The sequence below is a fragment of the Rhodococcus sp. IC4_135 genome, from assembly GCF_011602025.1.
In the GTDB taxonomy this organism is placed as follows: Bacteria; Actinomycetota; Actinomycetes; order Mycobacteriales; family Mycobacteriaceae; genus Rhodococcus_F; species Rhodococcus_F baikonurensis.
This window is the reverse complement of the sequence record NZ_JAAOLG010000017.1, coordinates 12,316-31,364: the sequence shown is the minus strand read 5'-3', so window position 1 is coordinate 31,364 and position 19,049 is coordinate 12,316. Positions and strand designations below refer to the sequence as shown.

Genomic DNA, 19,049 nt, shown 5'->3' with positions numbered 1-19,049 from the left:
GCAGTCCCCCTAACCGGACAGATTGAAGTTGCCGGAACCGCCGTAGAGCGCGAGTGAGACGAGCAGGGTCACCGCCACGACGCAGATCAGCGAGAGCCGAACCCCGCGGCCCACTGCAGTTCCCACGCCCGACGGTCCCCCGGACGCGTTGTATCCGTAGTACGTGTGGATCAGCATCACCAGTAGTGCCATCACGAGCACTTGAACGAAGGACCATGCGACGTCGACCGGATCGAGGAACGTCGTGAAGTAGTGGTCGTAAAGACCGGAGGACTGACCGAACAGCACGACCGTGGTGAATCGTCCGGCCAGAAATGATCCCACGAGCGCCAGTGAGTACAGCGGCAAGATCGCGATCATCCCTGCGGTGACGCGGGTGCTGACGACGTACGGGACCGAACTGATCGCCATCGATTCGAGGGCGTCGATTTCCTCACTGATGCGCATGGCACCGATCTGCGCGGTCGAACCTGCGCCGATCGTGGCCGACAGGCCGATTCCCGCGATGACCGGCGCAGCGATACGAACGTTGATGAAGGCGGAGAAGAATCCGGTGAGCGCTTCGACTCCGATATTTCCCAGTGAGCTGAAACCTTGGATCGCAATGGTGCCGCCCGAGGCGAGAGTCAGAAATCCTACGACCGCAACCGTGCCGCCGATCACTGCCAAAGCTCCGGTGCCCATGCTGATCTCGGCTACCAGCCTCAACACTTCTTTCGGGTGTTTGCGAATTGCCCACGGGATGTGAGCGATGGCGCGCGCGAAGAAGACAGCTTGTCGCCCGACATCGTCGATCGAGCGTGACGTTCGAGCCACCCGCGCCCGCGTGCGTCCGAACTTGCCGATTTGTGCCAGCGAATCCGACAGCGTCACCTCGATCACCCCGCCGTCAATCGGATGCCGACCGCGGTGACGATGGTGTTGACGACGAACAACGCCATGAAGGCGTACACCACCGTTTCGTTGACGGCCTCCCCCACACCTTTCGGCCCACCCCGTACCGACAGTCCGCGATAGCAGGCCACCAATCCGGCCAGCATCCCGAACAGTGCAGCTTTGACCATCGACAACGCCACCTCGGGCAGGCCGGTCAGCAACGTGATTCCCTCGACGAACGCGCCGGGGTTGACGCCCTGGAGAAACACCGAGAAGGCATAGCCGCCGGCGATGCCGATGACGCAGACGAGTCCGTTGAGTAGAAGAGCCACCACGGTCGAGGCGACCACACGCGGAATCACCAACCGATTGATCGGATCGATCCCGAGCACCTCCATGGCGTCGATCTCTTCACGAATCGTTCTCGATCCCAGATCGGCGGCGATCGCTGTCGCGCCCGCACCTGCCACGATCAGCACCGTCACCACCGGACCGACCTGAGTCACGGCACCGAGCGCGGCCCCGGCGCCGCTGAGGTCGGCGGCACCGATCTCGCGGAGAAGGATGTTGAGGGTGAAACTCACCAGGACCGTGAACGGCACGGCTACCAACACGGTCGGCACGATCGACACCCGGGCGATCATCCAACTCTGCTCGAGAAACTCCTGCACCTGAAAGCGGGTGCGGAACAAGCCCACTGCGACATCGGCGCCCATCCCGTAGAACTGGCCGAGTTCGCGCATCGGGCCCGCAAGTGCAACTCTTCCGCTGTACACGTCAATGCCCCGAAGGACATGACGTGGAGTTGCCGTAGTCGACCTTGAATTCCTTGATCCCGTTGAGCCAACCGGACGAGAGCCGGCTCGGATCGCCGAGCTTGCTGATGTCGGGCATGTGATCGGCGATCTTGCCGAAGATCAGATCGACCTCCATTCTGGCCAGGTTGGCGCCGACACAGTAGTGCGGTCCGGTTCCTCCGAACGCGAGGTGCGGGTTCGGATCTCGGGTGATGTCGAAGACGTCGGGGTTCTCGAAGACGGTTTCGTCGAAGTTCGCCGAGCCGTAGAGCAGTACGACACGCTGCCCCTTCGCAATCGCAGTACCGGCAATCTGTGTGTCCACCACTGCTGTTCGTTGCATCGACGTGAGTGGCGAAGCCCAGCGGATGATCTCGTCCGCGGCGGTGCGCGGACGCTCACGCTTGTACAGCTCCCACTGATCCGGATGCTCGAGAAATGCCATCATGCCGAGTGTCGTGGCGTTGCGTGTCGTTTCGTTGCCCGCGACAGCCAACATGATGACGAAGAAACCGAACTGTTCCGGGGTGAGTTTCTGTCCGTCGATGTCGGCATGCACCAAGCGCGAGATGATGTCGTCGAGCGGCTCCTCCCGTCTCGCCTCGGCCAATTGATAGGCGTAGCCCAAGATCTGCGCCGACGCCATCCGAGACTCGCCGGCGAGCGACTCGTCGTCGTATCCCGTCATCTGATTCGACCAGTCGTACAGCTGACGGCGCCCGTCCTGCGGTACACCGATCAGCTCCGAAATCGCCTGCATCGGTAACTCGCTGGCGACCTGGCTGACAAAATCACCGCTACCTTCCGCGACGGCAGCCGCCGCTATGTCTTCTGCCCGCGCTTCCAGCCCGGCCCGCATCGCTTCCACCGACCGCGGAGTGAACAAGCGCGCCACCAACTTGCGCAGCTGTGTGTGCTCAGGGGCGTCCTTGTTGATGAGGACGTGTTTTGTCGCCTCCAACTCCTCCGCCGAGATGTTGTCTTCATGCCGCGGAATGCAGCCGTTGACGTTGCTCGAGAACTCCTCGCTGCGCAACGAGACGTCGCGGACGTCTGCGTGGCGGGAGACGACCCAACAACCACCGTCGTGAAATCCGCCGGTACCCGGTTCCTGGGCGTTCCACCAGACCGGAGCGCATCGTCGTAGTTCGGCGAACTCGGCAAGCGGGACGCGCTCGCCGTACAGATGCGGGTCGGTCACGTCGAACCCGTCGGGAAGGTCGATCTCAGGCATTGCAGATGCTCCTTTACGGATGGGTGCCGGGTGCCGGGTGTTGCGTGTGAGCGCTAGTCGATCCGGTGGACCGGGTCGCTGTTCTGTGAGAACTCCTTGGCCCAGCGGTAGTCCGGCTTGCCGCTCGGCGCTCGAACGACCTCGTCGGCGATCCAGAAGGAACGCGGAATCTTGTAGCCGGCAAGCTGACTGCGGGTGTGTTTTTCAATGGAATCGAAATCCGGTTCCACACCATCGCGGACGCGGAGCACCGCCGCCACCCGATTGCCCCACCGCTCGTCGGCAATACCGATCACTGTTGCGTCGTAGATGTCGGGATGGGCCTTCACCACTGCTTCGACCTCTTCCACGAAGACTTTCTCACCGCCGGTGTTGACCACCATGTTTCCCCGGCCGAGGAGAGTGACCGAGCCGTCGTCCTCTATCCGCGCTCGGTCTCCGGTCACGACTGCTCGCGCGCCGTTCACCTCTCGGAATATCTCGACCGACTTCACCGGATCGTTGTAGTAGCCGAGTGGGACGTTGCCGAGTTTCGCCAACCATCCTTCGGCGCCCGAACCCGGCTCCAACACACGGTTGTCGTCGTCGACGACGACCGTGAATCTGTTGGCGCCCACCTTGGGTCCTCCACGCTGCTCGAGCCCTTTGGTTGCGAATCCGATTCCGCCGAAGCCTGTTTCGGACGATCCGACCGAATCGGAGATCATCAGATTCGGAAAGACGTCGAAGAACGCGTCTTTGACCGATCCGGAGAAGAGCGCAGCGCCGGAGGCGAGTACAGCCAGGCTCGACGCATCCGGTTGCAATTCGTGATGGGCTTCGACCAGTGGGCGGCCCATGGCGTCGCCGGTGATGACCATGACCTGCGGCCGATATTCGGCAACGACCTTCCAGACTTGTGCCGCATCGAATTTCGGTTCGAAGATGACGGTGTTTCCGGAGAACAGAGCGTTGAACGTCGGCATCAGAGCCGAGGTGTGGATCAGCGGTGGAAGCATGCACCACCGCATCGGTTCGGCTGCCGCGGCGCCACCGCGCGACTGCTGGTACTCGTCCGCGATCGGCTCACCCGAGTAGAAGTCGTAACCGCCGGCCAGCACGCGCCAGATGTCTTCCTGCCGCCAGACGACACCTTTAGGTCGTCCGGTTGTTCCGCCGGTGTAGAGAACGTAGACGTCGTCGCCGGAACGCTCGGGAAATGCATGTTCACCTGCGCGAAGCGGGGATTGGTTGCCGAGCGCATCGGCGTACGCCACTGCCGCCGGAATCGACGGTTCGTTCCCGAGAGCGAGTTCGTCCGGCACCTCGATCACGTACTTGACCCGCGGGGCCGACACCAAGGCACCGGCAACCCGCTCAGCGAAACCACGATGGAAAACCAACGCCTCGAGATCCGCGTTCTCGTACAGGTAGACCAATTCGTCGCTCGTGTAGCGGTAGTTCACCGTGATGGGAACGCCGCGGATCTTGAACGCCGCGAGGACAGCAACCATCGCCTCGATCGAGTTGTGCAGCTGAATACCGATGTGCGAACCGACACCTAACCCGACTGACTGGAAGTAATGCGCCAATCGGTTGGCCCGCTCGTCCAGCTCACGGTATGTCACCTCCTCGCCGGAAACGATCAGTGCGAGGCGATCGGGCATCGCATCGACGGAATGCTCGAACAGGTCTGCGAACGTGTAGGCCATAGGTTGAGTCCTTCGGTTTCGGCCGGTCAGACGACGAACAGAGGCAAGGGAATTCCGCGATCTTCGAATACGAAGGCCGCGCCGGTACTGACCTTCGTAATGGCGACTTCGACGCATTCCGGAGCAGGAGCTTCGGTGATGTCGACGGCCAGAAGGAGCCCCGCGGCATCTTCGGCCACCACTCTCACGGTGAAATGCGGATTCACGCCGCGGACCAAAGCCTGGAGGGGATCGAGGTGCTCGCTGCCGAGCAAGGTCGGCCAACCGCCGTCGCGGTCGACCAGAGCGTCTCGCGAGATCCACAGCTCCAGAGCACCGCCGTCCGGTCGGATCTCGCTCTCCACATACTGCTTCGGATTCAGCAAGGGGTGTACGGACAGGACCAATGCCAACGATTCCAGAGTCGAAGGAAGCCCGAGCGCATCTCGAATACGCTGTGCCGCAACTCCCGCGATTCCGGTCAATTGCTTTCGCGTGATCTCGCGCGCCTTGTCTTCGTCGGCACGGCGGCGAACCGCTGCCAGAAAGCCCAACGCCAACAGATGATGCTGCACGCAGATCTCCTCTGCGATACGAACCAAGGCTGATCGCGAGAAGTCGGAAAACCTCAGGTCCGACAACAACGGACCCGAGTAGTCCGCCCGACCGTCTCCACCGTGATCGATCGGGCTCAGCTCGACCGTCACCGCGGCGGTGCGTCCGATCTGCTCGGTGTGCGCGGTCATCACGGGAGGCGTGTGCGACGAGTCGATAGAAACGGTCCAGGCGCAGTGCGGATGTCGGTCCGCGGGCCTGCGCGGTGGTCGGTGAATCGGACGGATCTGGGCGTGCGGGTTGGTCGCGATGGCCGTCGCATCGAAAGTCGGATCCTCGATGTCGTGACACATCGAGGTCACGAACTCATCCCCCAACGGCTCGACGTCCATGAGCGCCCCGCAATGATCGAGCCAGAATTCACCGTGCAGCGGATCGTCGACCCGGTATCGAAAGTCCATGAACTGTGGCGGAGCACCGATGTCGAGTTGTAGCCCTTTGAAGATCGTCACGACGTCGTCGCCCTCGTATCCGAGGGCCTTCTGCATGCGGCGGGTGTACCAGGGGCTGGCCGATTCCCACTCCTCGACGGCCACCTGCGCCATACCCTCGCGTCCGAACTCGACGATCAGATGCGCCATGCCCGAGCGATCGATCAGCTGCCCACACAGGAGCAACTCGGGCACCAACACGGCAAGGTCGCGCTGCGAGAGTGTCTCGAAGGAATCGCGCACGGTCATCGGACTCACCACAGCGGGACCGGCGCGGTGCCCACCGGATACCAGCCCGGTAGCGGGTCGCCCGAGATCGATCGCTGGATCCGGCCCTGCATCCCCTTCGAGAGAGCATTGTTGCCGATCATCTCCATGAACAACGCCGACACGTTCCCGAAGTCGAAGAAGTCACGCTGCCAAGACCATTGGAAGTCCCCGCCGTAGCGGAACCAACTGCCGCCGATACCGTAGACGGAGTAGTTGCTACCGTCCTCGCGCTTGGCGTCGGAAATCTGCTTCCACAAGCCGATCACGTTTCCGCTACGTTCGTCGATCACAAACTCTTGATACGGATACTCCCAGCCTTCGAGGCCCTTCATCTCGAGACCGAGCGCGACTTCACGAATCTCCTCGCGCCCCACCGCCATGAAATCCTGCTTGGGACCGTAGTTCCACCCGTACGTGGCGTCCTCGGTGTACATGTCCGCCAACGGTTTCCAATCACCGGCGGCTTCGGCCTTCTTGTTCGCCTCGATCCAGCGTTGGACCATCTCGTCGAGCTCTGCGCGGTCGAAACCCGTCATCTGAACTTCCTCCCTCGAGCACATGAATTCGCTGACATCAATCGACAATCCGCTGCAATCAGTCGACAATCCTCAGGGCGCCGGTCGGGCAGTACCTGACCGCCATCTCGGCTTCGCCGCGGAGCGACTCGGGTGGGTCCGGGTCCAGAAGACTGACCTTCCCCCGCTTCGGGACGACAAAGATCTCCGGCGCCTCGAGCTCGCACGCCGCATGGCCCTGGCACAGGTCGAGGTCGACTTCGACGTGCATGATCACCCCTCACGCCCGGGACGTGTTCGGCGCCGGTACCTCACCGCGCACGGCTGCTGCAACTGGACGACCATCTTGCTGTGGTCGTTTCGGTAGGACTCCGACGGCTGCGTCATCTCGAACTCGAAGTCCCGCAGCAGGATCGAGAAGATCGCCTTGAGCTGCATCTGAGCGAACGCGGCGCCGACACAGCGATGCCGGCCGGCTCCGAACGGAATCCACGTCCAGCGGTTGACGATGTCCTCTTGATTCGGGTCGATGTACCTCCCGGGATCGAAGGTGTCCGGTCGCGGGAAGTCCTCGGCGATTCGATTGGAGATCGCGGGTGTCGCCGCGACAAGATGGCCTTCTCGGATCTCGAAGCCGCCCACTTCGAAATCTCCACGTGCCACCCGCAACAGGATGATCAACGGCGGATGCAGTCGAAGGGTTTCCTTGACCACAGCCTCGAGAACCGGAATCTGGCGCAGGGCGTGAAAACTGATGTCGGCGCCGTCGGAGTACAGATTGTCGAGTTCGTCGACGACGTCCGTCATGGTGTCGGGATGCCGCAACATCTCGATCAGCGACCACGCTGCCGTGCCGGAAGTCGTGTGGTGGCCGGCGAACATCATCGAGATGAAGATGCCGGTGATCTCGTCGGCACTGAACCGGAGGTCGCCGTTCTCGTCCTTGACCGACACCAACACGTCCAGCATGTCGCGGTCCTCCTTGCCCTGCGGAGGATTCGCGATGCGGCCGTTCATGATGTCCTGTACCAGAGCGACCAACGCCAACCGTGCCTCGTCGCGACGGCGGAAACTCTCGATCGGCGCGTACGGATCCACGAAAGCCAATGCATCGGTTCCCTGTTCGAGCTCGTGATACAGCTTGGCGAAACTGTCGTCCAGTTCGTCGCGGAACTTCTTGCCGATCAGGCACGCCGACGAGGTGTAGATGGTCAGCTCGGCGAAGAAGTCGAGCAGATCGATCTCGCCTTCGTCTCCCCACTGCGCGACCATCGCCTCGACCTCGCGGCCGATCGTGGCGGCGTGCCCACGCATCTGTTCGCCGCGCAGAGCCGAGTTGTGGAGCATCTCCTTTCGCCGCTCCGGACTGGCATCGAAAACGACGCCTTCACCGAAGATCGGCTTCATGAAGGGGTATGCAGCTTGTTGGTCGAGATCCTCGTCGGTGGAACGGAAGAAGAACTCGTTTGCCTCGGCTCCGGACAGCAAGATCACAGTGCGATCGGCAAGTTGAAAGGCGCCGACGTCACCGCATTCTTCGCGCACCCGGCGCATGAGCGCTATCGGGTCGGTTCTCAGTTCCTCGAGATGCCCGTGCGGGAGATCCCCGCCGGACACCCGCGGCGGCTCGGGCAGTGTTCGCGACGTCTCCTGCACTCCGTGCGTCATGTCGTCTCCTGTGAGTTCGCAGTGGGAAGTTTGTCCAGTGGTGCCTCGGGCTGAACTTCGACGAGCACGATGTGTGCTCCTCGCGGCGCCGACACGACGGCGACGATGGCATTCGCGATGTCCGAGGCGCGCAGAAAGTAACCGTGTCGGGCGAACCCCCACTTACTCCACGATTCCCCGACCGGTCCGATGATCTCCGGCGTCGTGTCCATTCCCATGCCGGTCAGTGTCGGCCCGGGTCGCACGATCGACGCGCGAATGCCGGTTCCCTCGAGCTCCATTCGCATCTGGCGCCCCATTGCTTCGAGCCCGGCCTTGGCTGCGTCGTAAGCACCCATGAGTGGACGCTGGCGCTCGGCACAATCCGAGCCGATCAGTACGAAGTCACCGCGCTGCCGTTGTCTCATACCGGGGAGTACGCGATGCGCCAATCGCTGCGCACCAACGAGGTGGACTTGGATCTGCCGCAGAAACGCCTCGGGATCCATCTCGTCCGCAGCCCCGAATTCGAGATCACCGGCCCCGGAGATCACGATTTCGGCGGGACCATGCACTGCCTCTGCGGCCGAGACGAATCCGTCGACCGAATCACCGTCCGTGACGTCGAGGAAGTGGGCGAACGCTTCACCACCATTGCTGCGGATCTTCTCGGCGATGGCTTCGCATTCGGTGACTCGACGCGCACCGAGCGCAACCGGATGCCCGAGTTCGGCCAAGGCATACGCGGTGGCAGTGCCGATTCCCGACGACGCACCACTGATCAGTGCCGGCCGGCGAACCGGATTGGGTTCGAAACGAGGCATCAGCGCACCTGCACTTTCACCGGCAGGGCCGCAAAGCCCCGGACGTTTGTCGAATGAACACGCTCGATTCCGGACTCGTCGACTTCGTAGTCGCTGACCCGACGCCCGAACTCCGCCAGGGCGATCTTGGCTTCGAGCTTGGCAAGGTGGGCACCCAGACAGAAGTGCACGCCGCCACCGAAACTCGCGAGTTTTCCCGACGAACTCCGGCCGATCTGGAAGCTGTCGGCATCCTCGAAGACGTCGGCGTCTCGGTTGGCCGATCCGATCAGGAGCAGAACCTTCTCCCCCGCCGGAATGGTGCGCCCGTGGTACTCGAGGTCGACGACCGAAGTCCGAGCCACGATCTGGCTCGACGTGTCGTAGCGAAGAGTCTCTTCCACCCATTCCGAGGCTCGTTCGGGATCGTCGAGAACCGGTGTGATCTGCTCCCGATGGTGCGAACCCCAGTACAGCGCGTTTCCGAGAAGCTTGGTCGTGGTCTCGTTTCCGGCCACGACCATCAGAAACATGAATCCGAGGATCTCCTGGTCCGAGAGTTTGTCTCCGTCGATCTCGGCGTCGAGCAAGGCCGAGGTCAGGTCGTCCGTCCGCGATCGGCGCCGCTGCGCGATCATCTCCTTGTAGTAGCCCATCAAACTGATCGAAGCCTCGACCGCAGGTTGCGGCACGTCGAGAACACCTGCCTCTCGATGCACCACCAGGTCCGCCTTGCGCCGCAGTTCGGCTCGGTCGGGTTCGGGGACACCCATGAGTTCGGAGATGACGTCCATCGGCAGCTTTCCCGCCACCTCCGTAATCCAGTCGAACTCCCCCGCGCCCAGCGCAGGTACCAGATGTTGCTTCGTGAGTTCGAGTATCCGACCGTCGAGCTCCGCGACCCGCCGCGGTGTGAATCCGCGAGAAACCAACTGGCGCAACCGCATATGGCGAGGATCGTCCATCGCGAGAAACGACATCACATAGTGCGCGTGTGGACCGTAGGCTGCGGGGTCGAGCGATACCCCGTTTGCGCTCGAGAGACGCTTGTTGTCCTTGAATCCGTCGACCACGTCCGCATATCGCGACAACGCCCAAAAGCCCACGTCCGGATTGTGATACAGCGGTGATTCCTCGCGCAGACGCTTGTACGTCGGATACGGATCGTCGTGAAAGTGGTAGTCGTACGGATTGAAGACCACCGGATCGATCAAAGCTTCTGTCATGATTTCTCCAGGATCAGTAGAGCTGAGGCCTCGAGGCGTCCAGCGATTTGCGCGTAGGTTCCGTAGCCGATCCCTGCGCGCAGAAGCGCCCCGGCATACAGCATTTCGAGCGCTTCCAACACTTCAGGCTCGCCGTCAGGATCCAACGCCGAGGCGAGTCGTTGATGGATCTCGAGTCCGATCCGGCCGCGAAGATGTTCCACTTCCGGATCGGAGCCGAGCAGTGCATTGGTCACGGCGGCCGATACCTCCGGTTCGTCCGCGAGAAGCAGCGCGATATTTCGAAGTACAGAGAGCACGTGCGCGGTGCGATCCAACCCTGAGCCGTCAGGCGCCGACGAGTTCTGAAGTCTTCGCCAGAAGACCTCTGCGACCAGATGCTCCTTGGACGCGAAATACGTGTAGGCGGTCGCAGTTCCTACACCCGCTTCGGCCGCAACCGAACGGACAGTCAGTCCGGAAAACTCTTGTTCGCGTAGAACTTTCACTGTCGCTTCGGCAAGCCTGGCGACAGTTTCCGCTTGTTTGCCCGTGAGGCGCCTGCGAGTGGATTCGTAGACAATCGATCCCCCGCTACTTGAATCGCCCCGTTTGCTGGACACGTGCCTGGACGTTACTACAGCGCCCTGTCCAGGGCAACGAAATGGGGAAACTTCGAAAATTCACCACGAACAGGCAGGCGTGACGCGAAAAGTTCTACTACAGACCGATCTTCATCCCGGCACCAGCGTCCACGCGCAATTGCTGGCCGGTGACGAATCGCGACTCGTCCGACGACAAGTACACGACCGCATGCGAGATGTCCGCGGGCTCGACCCACGGGGTCGGCATCGCCTGCATGAAGGGGAACGTCACTGCCGCATCCTCGGCGGTCGGATTCTCGAGGTCGGGACGGAACGTCCGGTACATCGGCATGCTCTGCAACATGTCGGTGTTCACGTTGGTCGGATGGATCGCATTGACGCGAATGGAACTCGGCCCGAGGGTCAGTGCCAACGAACTGGTATAGGCCTGAATCAGCTTCTTGGCCAGGCCGTATCCGTCGCCGCCCGGACCCTGGAGCGCCTGCTGCCCGTTGAATCCGGTCTGCGGCACCAGACCGGCAACAGAGCCGATCGCGATGATCGAACCACCTTCGCCGAGGTAGTCCATCGATGCATGCACTGTGTTGACGACACCGAGAAAGTTCACATCGAACGCGTCGACGAAACCGGCAGTCGACACGTGCTTGCCGAGCGGACAGATACCGGCGTTCGCCACGACGACATGCAATCCGCCCAACTGCCCTACTGCCTCGGCAAGTGCTGTTTCGAGACCGGCGCGATCACGGACGTCGACACGCGCCGTCACCACCTGCTGCCCGGCCTCTTTCACCAGTCGAGCCGTTTCCTCCAGATCGGCTGGACTGGCGAGCGGATATTCGTTGCTGGCGATGTCTGCGCACAGATCGAAGGCGATGACGTGCGCGCCCTCCTGTGCGAGATGGACGGCGTGACTGCGCCCCTGACCTCGAGCAGCACCGGTCACCAGCACCACTTTTCCGTCAACTCTGTTCATTTCGACCTCTCTCCCGTGGATGTGAAGGCGTGGTTGTGAATGTGCGGTGAACCGTAGCGGCGCCACACCAGGCACGAGGCGATTTTCACCGAAGTAGATCCAGAGACCCTCTCGAAATCTCTTATGCCCCAAAAACCATTGCCTCAACCACGAGTGTGAACTAGAGTCCAGACACATGTCCAGAAAGAGAGGGTTTGCGTTATGACGCTTCGACCCGCAGACAGTTCTGCACTTCTCGTCGACGGAAAGCTGGTTCCCGGATCCGGTGGAACCTTCGAAGTTTTCAACCCGGCCACGGAGGAACTGATCGGCCGCGCTGCCGAAGGGACCGCAGCGGACATGGACGCGGCCATCGCCGCTGCGCGCCGTGCGTTCGACGACACCGAATGGGCACGCGATCACGGATTTCGCGCTCGCTGCCTACGCCAACTGTGCGACGCACTCCAGTCTCACATCGAGGAGCTGCGCGAGATCACCGTCGCCGAGGTGGGCGCACCCGTCATGCTGACGAGCGGTCCACAACTCGAAGGCCCGATCGAAGATCTTCGCTACTGGGCTGATCTGATCGAAACCTATTCCTGGGAACAAGATCTCGGGCACGCGTCACCGATGGGGATTCCGACTCATCGCCGACTGCTCAAGGAAGCGGTCGGCGTCGTCGGCGCAATCACACCGTGGAACTTTCCGCACCAGATCAATTTCGCGAAACTCGGTCCTGCCCTCGCGGCCGGCAACACCATCGTTCTCAAACCCGCGCCGGACACGCCCTGGTGCGCCGCGCTGGTCGCCAAGGTCATTGCCGAAGAAACCGAGATCCCGGCCGGCGTCGTCAACGTGGTGACGTCGACGGATCACTCTCTCGGCGCCCAGCTGTGCAGCGATCCGCGCGTCGATCTCGTGTCCTTCACCGGTTCCACCGCCACCGGACGCACGGTGATGGCCACGGCCGCGCAAACCCTCAAGAAGGTCTTCCTCGAACTCGGGGGCAAGTCCGCATTCATCGTCCTCGACGACGCGGACATCAAGGGTGCATGCTCGGTTGCCGCGTTCTCCGTCTGCGTTCATGCCGGTCAGGGATGCGCGCTCAGTACCAGACTTCTGGTGCCGCACGCTCGGTACGAAGATGCTCTGGCCGCGGCCTCCGCCGCGATGGCGGGTATCCGAGCCGGTGACCCCAGCGCGCGCGGAACGGTGTGCGGTCCGGTCATCTCGGCGCGCCAGCGCGCCAGGGTGGAGAGCTACCTCTCCCTCGCGGTCGAAGAGGGCGGCACGATCGTGACGGGTGGTGGCCGTCCAGACGATCACGAGCGCGGCTTCTTCGTCGAGCCCACTCTCGTTGCCGGGCTGGACAACTCGTCTCGCGTAGCGCAGGAGGAGATTTTCGGTCCCGTTCTCGTGATCATTCCGTACGACAGCGACGACGACGCAATCCGAATTGCCAACGACTCCCCCTACGGCCTGTCCGGCTCGGTATGGGGCACCGATCCCGATCGCGTCGCGCACGTCGTTGCCGGTGTCAGAACCGGAACGCTGAGCGTCAACGGCGGCGTCTGGTATTCGGCCGACGCACCGTTCGGCGGCTACAAGCAATCCGGGATCGGCCGCGAAATGGGCCTCGCGGGTTTCGAGGAATACCTCGAAACCAAGCTCGTCGCTTCACCTTCCTGACATTCCACATCCTCACCACAGGATCATCACCACGAAAGTAGGTCGACATGGGACGTTTCGACGGTCGCACCGCGATAGTCACCGGAGCAGCGCAGGGTATCGGAGAGGCGTATGCCCGGGCTCTGGCCGCGGAGGGGGCCAACGTGGTAGTCGCCGACCTCAATCGCGAACTCGGCGAAGCTGTCGCCAAGCAGATCACCGCAGACGGAGGACGAGCGGTCTTCAAGGACGTCGACGTTGCCGACGGAGAATCGACTGCGGCACTTGCCGACTTCACGATCGAGCAGTTCGGCAGCATCGAGCATCTGGTGAACAACGCTGCCATCTACGGCGGAATGAAGATCGACTCGCTGTTGACCGTCGACTGGGACTACTACCGAAAGTTCATGAGCGTCAACATGGACGGCGCGTTGCACGTGTGCCGGGCGGTCGTACCTCACATGCGGGAGAAGGGTGGCTCGATCGTCAACCAATCCTCCACGGCGGCGTGGCTGTACTCGAACTACTACGGACTCGCCAAAGCCGGAGTCAACAGCCTGACTCAACAACTCGCGACCGAACTCGGCTGGTCGAACATCCGGATCAACGCCATCGCTCCCGGTCCCATCGACACGGAGGCGACTCGAACCGTCACCCCCGGAAATATCGTCAAGGACATGGTCAAACGAATCCCGTTGCAGCGCATGGGTACGCCGGAGGATCTCGTCGGCATGTGCCTGTTCCTTCTCTCCGACGACGCAGGCTGGGTGACCGGGCAGATCTTCCACGTCGACGGCGGCCAGGTGTACCGATCATGACGGATTCGGCGCCCAAAGCCGGCCCTTCGAAACCCAGACTGGGGTACATCGGTTTGGGCAACATGGGTGCGCCCATGGCGACGCGCCTCCTGGACTGGCCGGGCGGACTGGTCGTGTGTGATGCCCGCGCAGAAGCCCTCGATCCGTTCACCAGTGCGGGCGCGAGTGGAGCATCGACGCCCGCCGACGTTGCAGCGCAGGCGAGAATCATCTCCGTCACGGTGCTCGACGACGCGCAGGTGCGCGAGGTTGTAGGCGGGCCGCACGGCATCCTGTCGACCGCACAGCCAGGCACTGTCGTCGCAATTCACTCCACCATCTCGGACACCACGGCGGTGGAACTCGCTGGTATCTGTCGACAGCGTGGCGTTCTGCTGGTCGACGCACCGATCAGTGGCGGCGCCGGCGGCGCAGCGCAGGGAAGGCTGGCCGTGATGATCGGCGGCTCCGACGAGGCGTTCGAGGCCGTCCGCGAGCCCTTCGGATCCTGGGCCGAACTGGTGGTTCATGCCGGCGACATCGGTGCGGGAACGCGAATGAAACTCGCACGCAACCTTCTTCACTTCATCTCGTTCACAGCCGCGACCGAAGCTGCGCGACTCGCCGAAGCAGCAGGACTCGATCTCCGCACGCTCGGAAAAGTCGTCAGACACACCGATGCGATCACCGGCGGCGCGGGCGCGATCATGCTCCGCGACACCACCGCGCCAGTCGCGGAGGACGACCCGTGGTTCTCGATACTGCGGCATGTTCGCAATCTCGGGGAGAAGGACCTGGCCTTGGCCATCGACCTCGGTGATCGGCTGGATCTCGACCTGCCGCTCGCGCACCTTGCGCTCGCCGGACTCGGTGCCGGTCTGGGCGTCGGGAATGACAGAGAAGACAGGCTCGCCGAGCCTTCACCGGCATCTACGGCGTCCACTACACGGGAGCACGCATGACCGAGACCACTCACACGACCGACACCAATGGAACGGGCGGAAGCCGCGTCTCCGAGACCCGCGCTCGCGGCGTAGCGAAGATGAACGAGGTGTACGGCTGGGAACTCCCCGCCGACGTTCCCGGCGACTTCTTCGCCGTGACCGCCGATCACCTCTTCGCCGACATCTGGACGCGGCCGGGCCTGTCGGTGCGCGATCGGAGACTGCTGCTGATTGGTGCCATCACAGCCCAGGGGCAGAGCGATGTGGCAAAGATCCAGATCAACGCTGCTCTTCACAACGAGGAGTTGACCGAGCAGCAATTCGAGGAGGCCGCGATCTTCCTGTGCCACTACGTCGGCTGGCCCCTGGCGACCGGCCTCAACAATGCGCTGATCGCCGTGAAGGCCGACAGACGTAAAGCCGCGCGCGCCAAGGAGAAGGCCGCGGCCGATTCCGCGAAAACGGACACCGACTGACTTTCGGTCGAGATACTGCAATCAGGGCATCGATCACACCTACCGATTCCCCCACCAACCAACCAGAAGAACGAAGGATCCGAATCCATGGCCGAGGCCAGCTCAATCCGTCCGCAGTCCGCCGCAAGCATCGAGCAGTGGCACTTCGAGGCTGACGTCGTCGTCGCCGGCTACGGCATTGCCGGAGTGAGTGCTTCGATCGAGGCGGCGCGAGCGGGCGCCGACGTGTTGGTGCTCGAGCGCACGAGCGGCTGGGGCGGCGCTGCGGCGCTGGCAGGCGGATTCATCTATCTGGGTGGCGGAACCCCGCTCCAACAGGCACTCGGGTTCGAGGACTCCCCTGCCAACATGAAATCGTTCATGATGGCCGCGCTCGGCCCCGGCGCCGACGAGGAGAAGATCACCGACTACTGCGAGGGCAGCGTCGAACACTACAACTGGCTCGTCGACAACGGCGTGCCGTTCAAGGAGAGTTTCTACGGCCAACCCGGGTGGGAAACGCCCTTCGACGACGGTCTCATGTATTCCGGCGGCGAGAACTCGGCACCGTTCAACACGATCGCGACACCGGCCCCTCGCGGACACGTTCCGCAGATGAGCGGCAAGCGTACCGGCGAGAAGGGCGGCGGCTTCATGTTGATGAAGCCGTTGATCGAGACGGCCGAAAGCCTCGGCGTACGAGCAGAATACGACATGCGAGTGCAGCGACTGGTCGTCGACGGCGATCGAGTAGTCGGCATCATCGCCAAGCAGTACGGCAAGGAAGTGGCGGTTCGAGCACGCACGGGTGTCGTGCTGGCGACGGGAAGCTTCGCCTACAACGAAGCGATGATCCAGTCGTACGCCCCACGGCTGATCGGGCGCCCCGGTGCGGCTATCGAAGAGCACGACGGCAAGGCGATCCAGATGGCCCAGGCTCTCGGGGCGGACCTCGCACACATGGACGCAACCGAGGTCGCGTTCTTCGGCGACCCCCAGTTGATGATCCGCGGCATTCTCGTCAACGGACGCGGCCAGCGCTACGTCAACGAGGACACGTACCCGGGGAGAATCGGTCAGGAGACGCTGTTGCGCAACGAGAATCAGGCCTACCTGATCATCGACGAAGCCTCCTACGAAGAGGGCTGCGCCGCCGACAGTTCCACACCGTTCTTCAGATTCCAGCCCAAGTGGGTGGCCGAGACCGTCGAGGAACTCGAATCCGACATGGGCCTGCCGGAAGGCACACTTCAGTCGACCGTCGAGGTCTACAATCGCCACGCCGCCCGTGGTGAAGACCCCGTCCTCGGCAAGAAGCAGGAGTGGGTCAAGCCGATCGGCTCACCCGTCGCTGCGCTCGACCTTCGCAACTTCACCGCAGGATTCACGCTCGGCGGTCTGCGCACGTCGATCAACTCGGAGGTCATGCACGTCTCCGGCGAACCGATCCCGGGTCTTTTTGCCGCTGGACGCTGCACTGCCGGTGTCTGCGCCGGCGGGTATGCCTCCGGAACGTCCCTCGGTGACGGCAGCTTCTACGGGCGACGCGCCGGAATCAGCGCTGCCAAGGGCTGAACAGCTCTTCTCAAAGTTCAGCGTCCTCGCTGCGACGTTCGAGGAACAACGTGTCACGCCACCTGCCACCGAGTTGAGCGATACGCGACCGAGTGCCGACGACTCGGAATCCGACGGCCTGATGCAAAGCGACGCTTGCCCGGTTCTCCGGGAAGATCGACGACTGCACCGTCCAGATCTCGCTGGCGTCGGCAGCTTGCACCTGTCGGCGAAGCAGCAGCTTGCCCACGCCGCGCCCGCGAGCGCCGCTACCGATGTAGATGGAGTTCTCGGCGACCCCGCGGTAGCAGTCTCGCGAGGACACCGGGCTCAGGCTCGCCCAGCCTTCGACGCGGCCGTCGATCTCCGCGACCCATCGATGATCAGGTAACCATTGCGCGTCGAGCTTCTCGGCGGACGGCACCGAGGTGGTGAACGTCGCGGTTCCGGTGTCGATTCCTTCGCGGTAGATCGAGCGCACGGCATCCCAGTCGTCGGATTCCATGCGGCGCAGCACCACGTCGTCGGGAAGAACTCCCAGTGTGTCTTTGACCGGACCACGCGCAGCCACGACGGCGGCGGCTGCCATCAGATCGGAGTATGCCGTTCCGGCAACACTGACAACCGAGGTGCCTTCGCGCACCGAAGCCTCGACGAAACCGACCTCGATCAAGGCCTCGAGGTGCGCACTCAGCGTCGACGGCTCGAGTGATGCGGCGTGTGCAATCGTGTCGACGTCGATCGGACCGCCGGCAGCAAGTCGGAGCACTCGCAGCCGCGTCGGATCACCCAGGCACGCGAACCGGCGCGCAAGTACATCGGTGTCGAGGGGCGCGAGTGTTTCTGAACTCATACCGCGACTATAACGCCGCTGACCTGCAGGTCGGGCGGCTAGGTTCGGCAAGAGCGCCCCGGAGTGAGAAACAACTCAGCCACCGATCCTCGGGTTCGCCGGCTAACGCGCACCGATCGACTCGGCAATCATCGACCACGAGTTGTGAAGATCGTCCTGCCAATAACCCCACGAGTGAGTACCCGTTGCCCGGAAGTCATACGTGGCGGGGATGCCCAGGGAGTCGAGCCGCTCGGCCAAACGCTGGGTGCATTGGTTCGTCCCCGCCTCGATCACTCCGCCGACGATCACCTGATTGGCCAGGACCCCGAGGTCGCCGTTGACCATCGGTCCGCCCAGATTCTCGTGTGGGCCGGGCAAGCCCGATCCGTTGCTGATGTAGAGGTCGACACCCCGCAATCTCTCGGCATTGACCACAGGGTCGTTGGCTACCCACCCCGGGCCACCAACCGGACCCCACATGTTGTCGACGTTGCCGCCGCGGAATCCGACCACGAATCTCACGTAGTCCTGACCGGGTTGAGTACTCGTCTCGGCGCACCCGCTGAAAGCGCCGACCGCGCGGTAAACCGTCGGCGCAGCCTCGGCCAGGCTCAGAACGGAGGTTCCCGCCATCGACAAGCCGGCGACCGCGTTCACACCCGTGGTGCCGAGCGTGGCGTCGACGATCGGCGGCAACTCCTGAGTGAGAAATGTGGTCCACTTGTTCAGTCCGAGAACAGGATCGGGCTTCTCCCAGTCGGTGTAATAACTGTAGGCACCGCCGATGGGGTTGACGACGTTGACGTTCTTGTCGCCGAAGAAGTCGACGACGTCTGTCCGTGTCTGCCACGTCGCCGTGTCCTCGCCGCCGCCGGCGCCGTTGAGTAGGTAGAGGGTCGGTCGGGGCGCACTTGTGTCTGCCGGCCGAATCACCTCGAGCGGAATCACTTTGTCCATTGCAGCCGAGTAGACGTACATAGTCAGCTGACGGGCGTTGATTTCCTCGACGTGATCGAGAGCTGAACCGTCTGAAGGCAACGTTCGAGCCTGATCAGCCGAGGCGAGCGCGGCTTCGCCGAACAATCCCGTCCAAGCGACGAGGGCGACGACCAGTATCGCCCGAGTACGTCCGATCCTTCTCATTGCCGCTCCTCGTGCTCGATTGCGGTGCCCGGC

General features: G+C 62.8%; 19 protein-coding genes. 5 read left to right on the top strand and 14 right to left on the bottom strand.

The annotated features are described in order from the left end of the window. Window positions 1-9: 9 nt before the first annotated feature. From G8767_RS24525 to G8767_RS24470, 12 genes are all read right to left on the bottom strand, one after another. A complete protein-coding gene (locus tag G8767_RS24525; RefSeq protein WP_003944051.1) occupies window positions 10-882 on the bottom strand; it encodes an ABC transporter permease in 873 nt (290 codons plus the stop codon). Continuing rightward, complete coding sequence (locus G8767_RS24520; RefSeq protein ID WP_085989611.1) at window positions 879-1,592, bottom strand: ABC transporter permease; 714 nt, start codon at window positions 1,590-1,592, stop codon at window positions 879-881. The genes G8767_RS24525 and G8767_RS24520 overlap by 4 nt, the downstream gene beginning before the upstream one ends. Window positions 1,593-1,653: 61 nt before the next feature. Continuing rightward, window positions 1,654-2,907, bottom strand: coding sequence for a cytochrome P450 (locus tag G8767_RS24515; RefSeq protein ID WP_166812354.1), 1,254 nt, complete (start codon window positions 2,905-2,907; stop codon window positions 1,654-1,656). A gap of 53 nt (window positions 2,908-2,960) precedes the next feature. Beyond that, window positions 2,961-4,598 carry an acyl-CoA synthetase gene (locus tag G8767_RS24510; RefSeq protein ID WP_166812352.1) on the bottom strand — a complete coding sequence of 546 codons (1,638 nt, stop codon included), beginning with the start codon at window positions 4,596-4,598 and terminating at the stop codon, window positions 2,961-2,963. Between the two features lie 26 nt (window positions 4,599-4,624). Then, complete coding sequence (locus G8767_RS24505) at window positions 4,625-5,872, bottom strand: hypothetical protein (RefSeq protein WP_166812350.1); 1,248 nt, start codon at window positions 5,870-5,872, stop codon at window positions 4,625-4,627. A gap of 5 nt (window positions 5,873-5,877) precedes the next feature. Beyond that, the gene (locus G8767_RS24500; protein WP_166812348.1) at window positions 5,878-6,429 is read right to left on the bottom strand and encodes a nuclear transport factor 2 family protein; all 552 of its coding nucleotides are present in this window, start codon (window positions 6,427-6,429) and stop codon (window positions 5,878-5,880) included. Between the two features lie 58 nt (window positions 6,430-6,487). After that, window positions 6,488-6,679 carry a ferredoxin gene (locus tag G8767_RS24495; protein WP_095973305.1) on the bottom strand — a complete coding sequence of 64 codons (192 nt, stop codon included), beginning with the start codon at window positions 6,677-6,679 and terminating at the stop codon, window positions 6,488-6,490. A gap of 2 nt (window positions 6,680-6,681) precedes the next feature. Further along, entirely contained in the window at window positions 6,682-8,076 is a 1,395-nt protein-coding gene (locus G8767_RS24490; protein WP_124569836.1) for a cytochrome P450, read from the bottom strand. Next, the gene (locus G8767_RS24485) at window positions 8,073-8,879 is read right to left on the bottom strand and encodes an SDR family oxidoreductase (protein WP_095973289.1); all 807 of its coding nucleotides are present in this window, start codon (window positions 8,877-8,879) and stop codon (window positions 8,073-8,075) included. Before G8767_RS24485 ends, G8767_RS24490 begins: the two co-directional genes overlap by 4 nt. After that, window positions 8,879-10,084 (bottom strand): cytochrome P450, encoded by a 1,206-nt coding sequence (locus G8767_RS24480; RefSeq protein WP_019748682.1) that lies wholly within the window; start codon window positions 10,082-10,084, stop codon window positions 8,879-8,881. Before G8767_RS24480 ends, G8767_RS24485 begins: the two co-directional genes overlap by 1 nt. Beyond that, on the bottom strand, window positions 10,081-10,647 hold the full coding sequence (locus tag G8767_RS24475; protein ID WP_095973308.1) for a TetR/AcrR family transcriptional regulator: 567 nt from the start codon (window positions 10,645-10,647) through the stop codon (window positions 10,081-10,083). The genes G8767_RS24480 and G8767_RS24475 overlap by 4 nt, the downstream gene beginning before the upstream one ends. Before the next feature lie 136 nt (window positions 10,648-10,783). Further along, window positions 10,784-11,641 (bottom strand): mycofactocin-coupled SDR family oxidoreductase, encoded by an 858-nt coding sequence (locus G8767_RS24470; RefSeq protein WP_095973291.1) that lies wholly within the window; start codon window positions 11,639-11,641, stop codon window positions 10,784-10,786. Between the two features lie 201 nt (window positions 11,642-11,842). On the opposite strand from G8767_RS24470, the gene G8767_RS24465 reads away from it, so the two are divergent. From G8767_RS24465 to G8767_RS24445, 5 genes are all read left to right on the top strand, one after another. After that, window positions 11,843-13,309, top strand: coding sequence for an aldehyde dehydrogenase (locus G8767_RS24465; protein WP_166812346.1), 1,467 nt, complete (start codon window positions 11,843-11,845; stop codon window positions 13,307-13,309). A 47-nt stretch (window positions 13,310-13,356) separates the two neighbouring features. Further along, complete coding sequence (locus G8767_RS24460; protein WP_166812343.1) at window positions 13,357-14,106, top strand: SDR family oxidoreductase; 750 nt, start codon at window positions 13,357-13,359, stop codon at window positions 14,104-14,106. Then, window positions 14,103-15,047, top strand: a complete 945-nt coding sequence (locus tag G8767_RS24455; RefSeq protein WP_166812341.1) for an NAD(P)-dependent oxidoreductase — start codon at window positions 14,103-14,105, stop codon at window positions 15,045-15,047. The genes G8767_RS24460 and G8767_RS24455 overlap by 4 nt, the downstream gene beginning before the upstream one ends. Next, window positions 15,044-15,505 (top strand): carboxymuconolactone decarboxylase family protein, encoded by a 462-nt coding sequence (locus G8767_RS24450; protein WP_095973295.1) that lies wholly within the window; start codon window positions 15,044-15,046, stop codon window positions 15,503-15,505. The genes G8767_RS24455 and G8767_RS24450 overlap by 4 nt, the downstream gene beginning before the upstream one ends. A gap of 87 nt (window positions 15,506-15,592) precedes the next feature. Next, window positions 15,593-17,059 (top strand): FAD-dependent oxidoreductase, encoded by a 1,467-nt coding sequence (locus tag G8767_RS24445; protein WP_166812339.1) that lies wholly within the window; start codon window positions 15,593-15,595, stop codon window positions 17,057-17,059. A gap of 10 nt (window positions 17,060-17,069) precedes the next feature. Here the strand turns inward: G8767_RS24445 and G8767_RS24440 are convergent, their stop codons facing one another. Then, on the bottom strand, window positions 17,070-17,891 hold the full coding sequence (locus G8767_RS24440; protein WP_166812337.1) for a GNAT family N-acetyltransferase: 822 nt from the start codon (window positions 17,889-17,891) through the stop codon (window positions 17,070-17,072). Window positions 17,892-17,993: 102 nt separating this feature from the next. Continuing rightward, a complete protein-coding gene (locus tag G8767_RS24435) occupies window positions 17,994-19,016 on the bottom strand; it encodes an alpha/beta hydrolase family protein (RefSeq protein WP_166812335.1) in 1,023 nt (340 codons plus the stop codon). Between the last annotated feature and the right edge of the window lie 33 nt (window positions 19,017-19,049).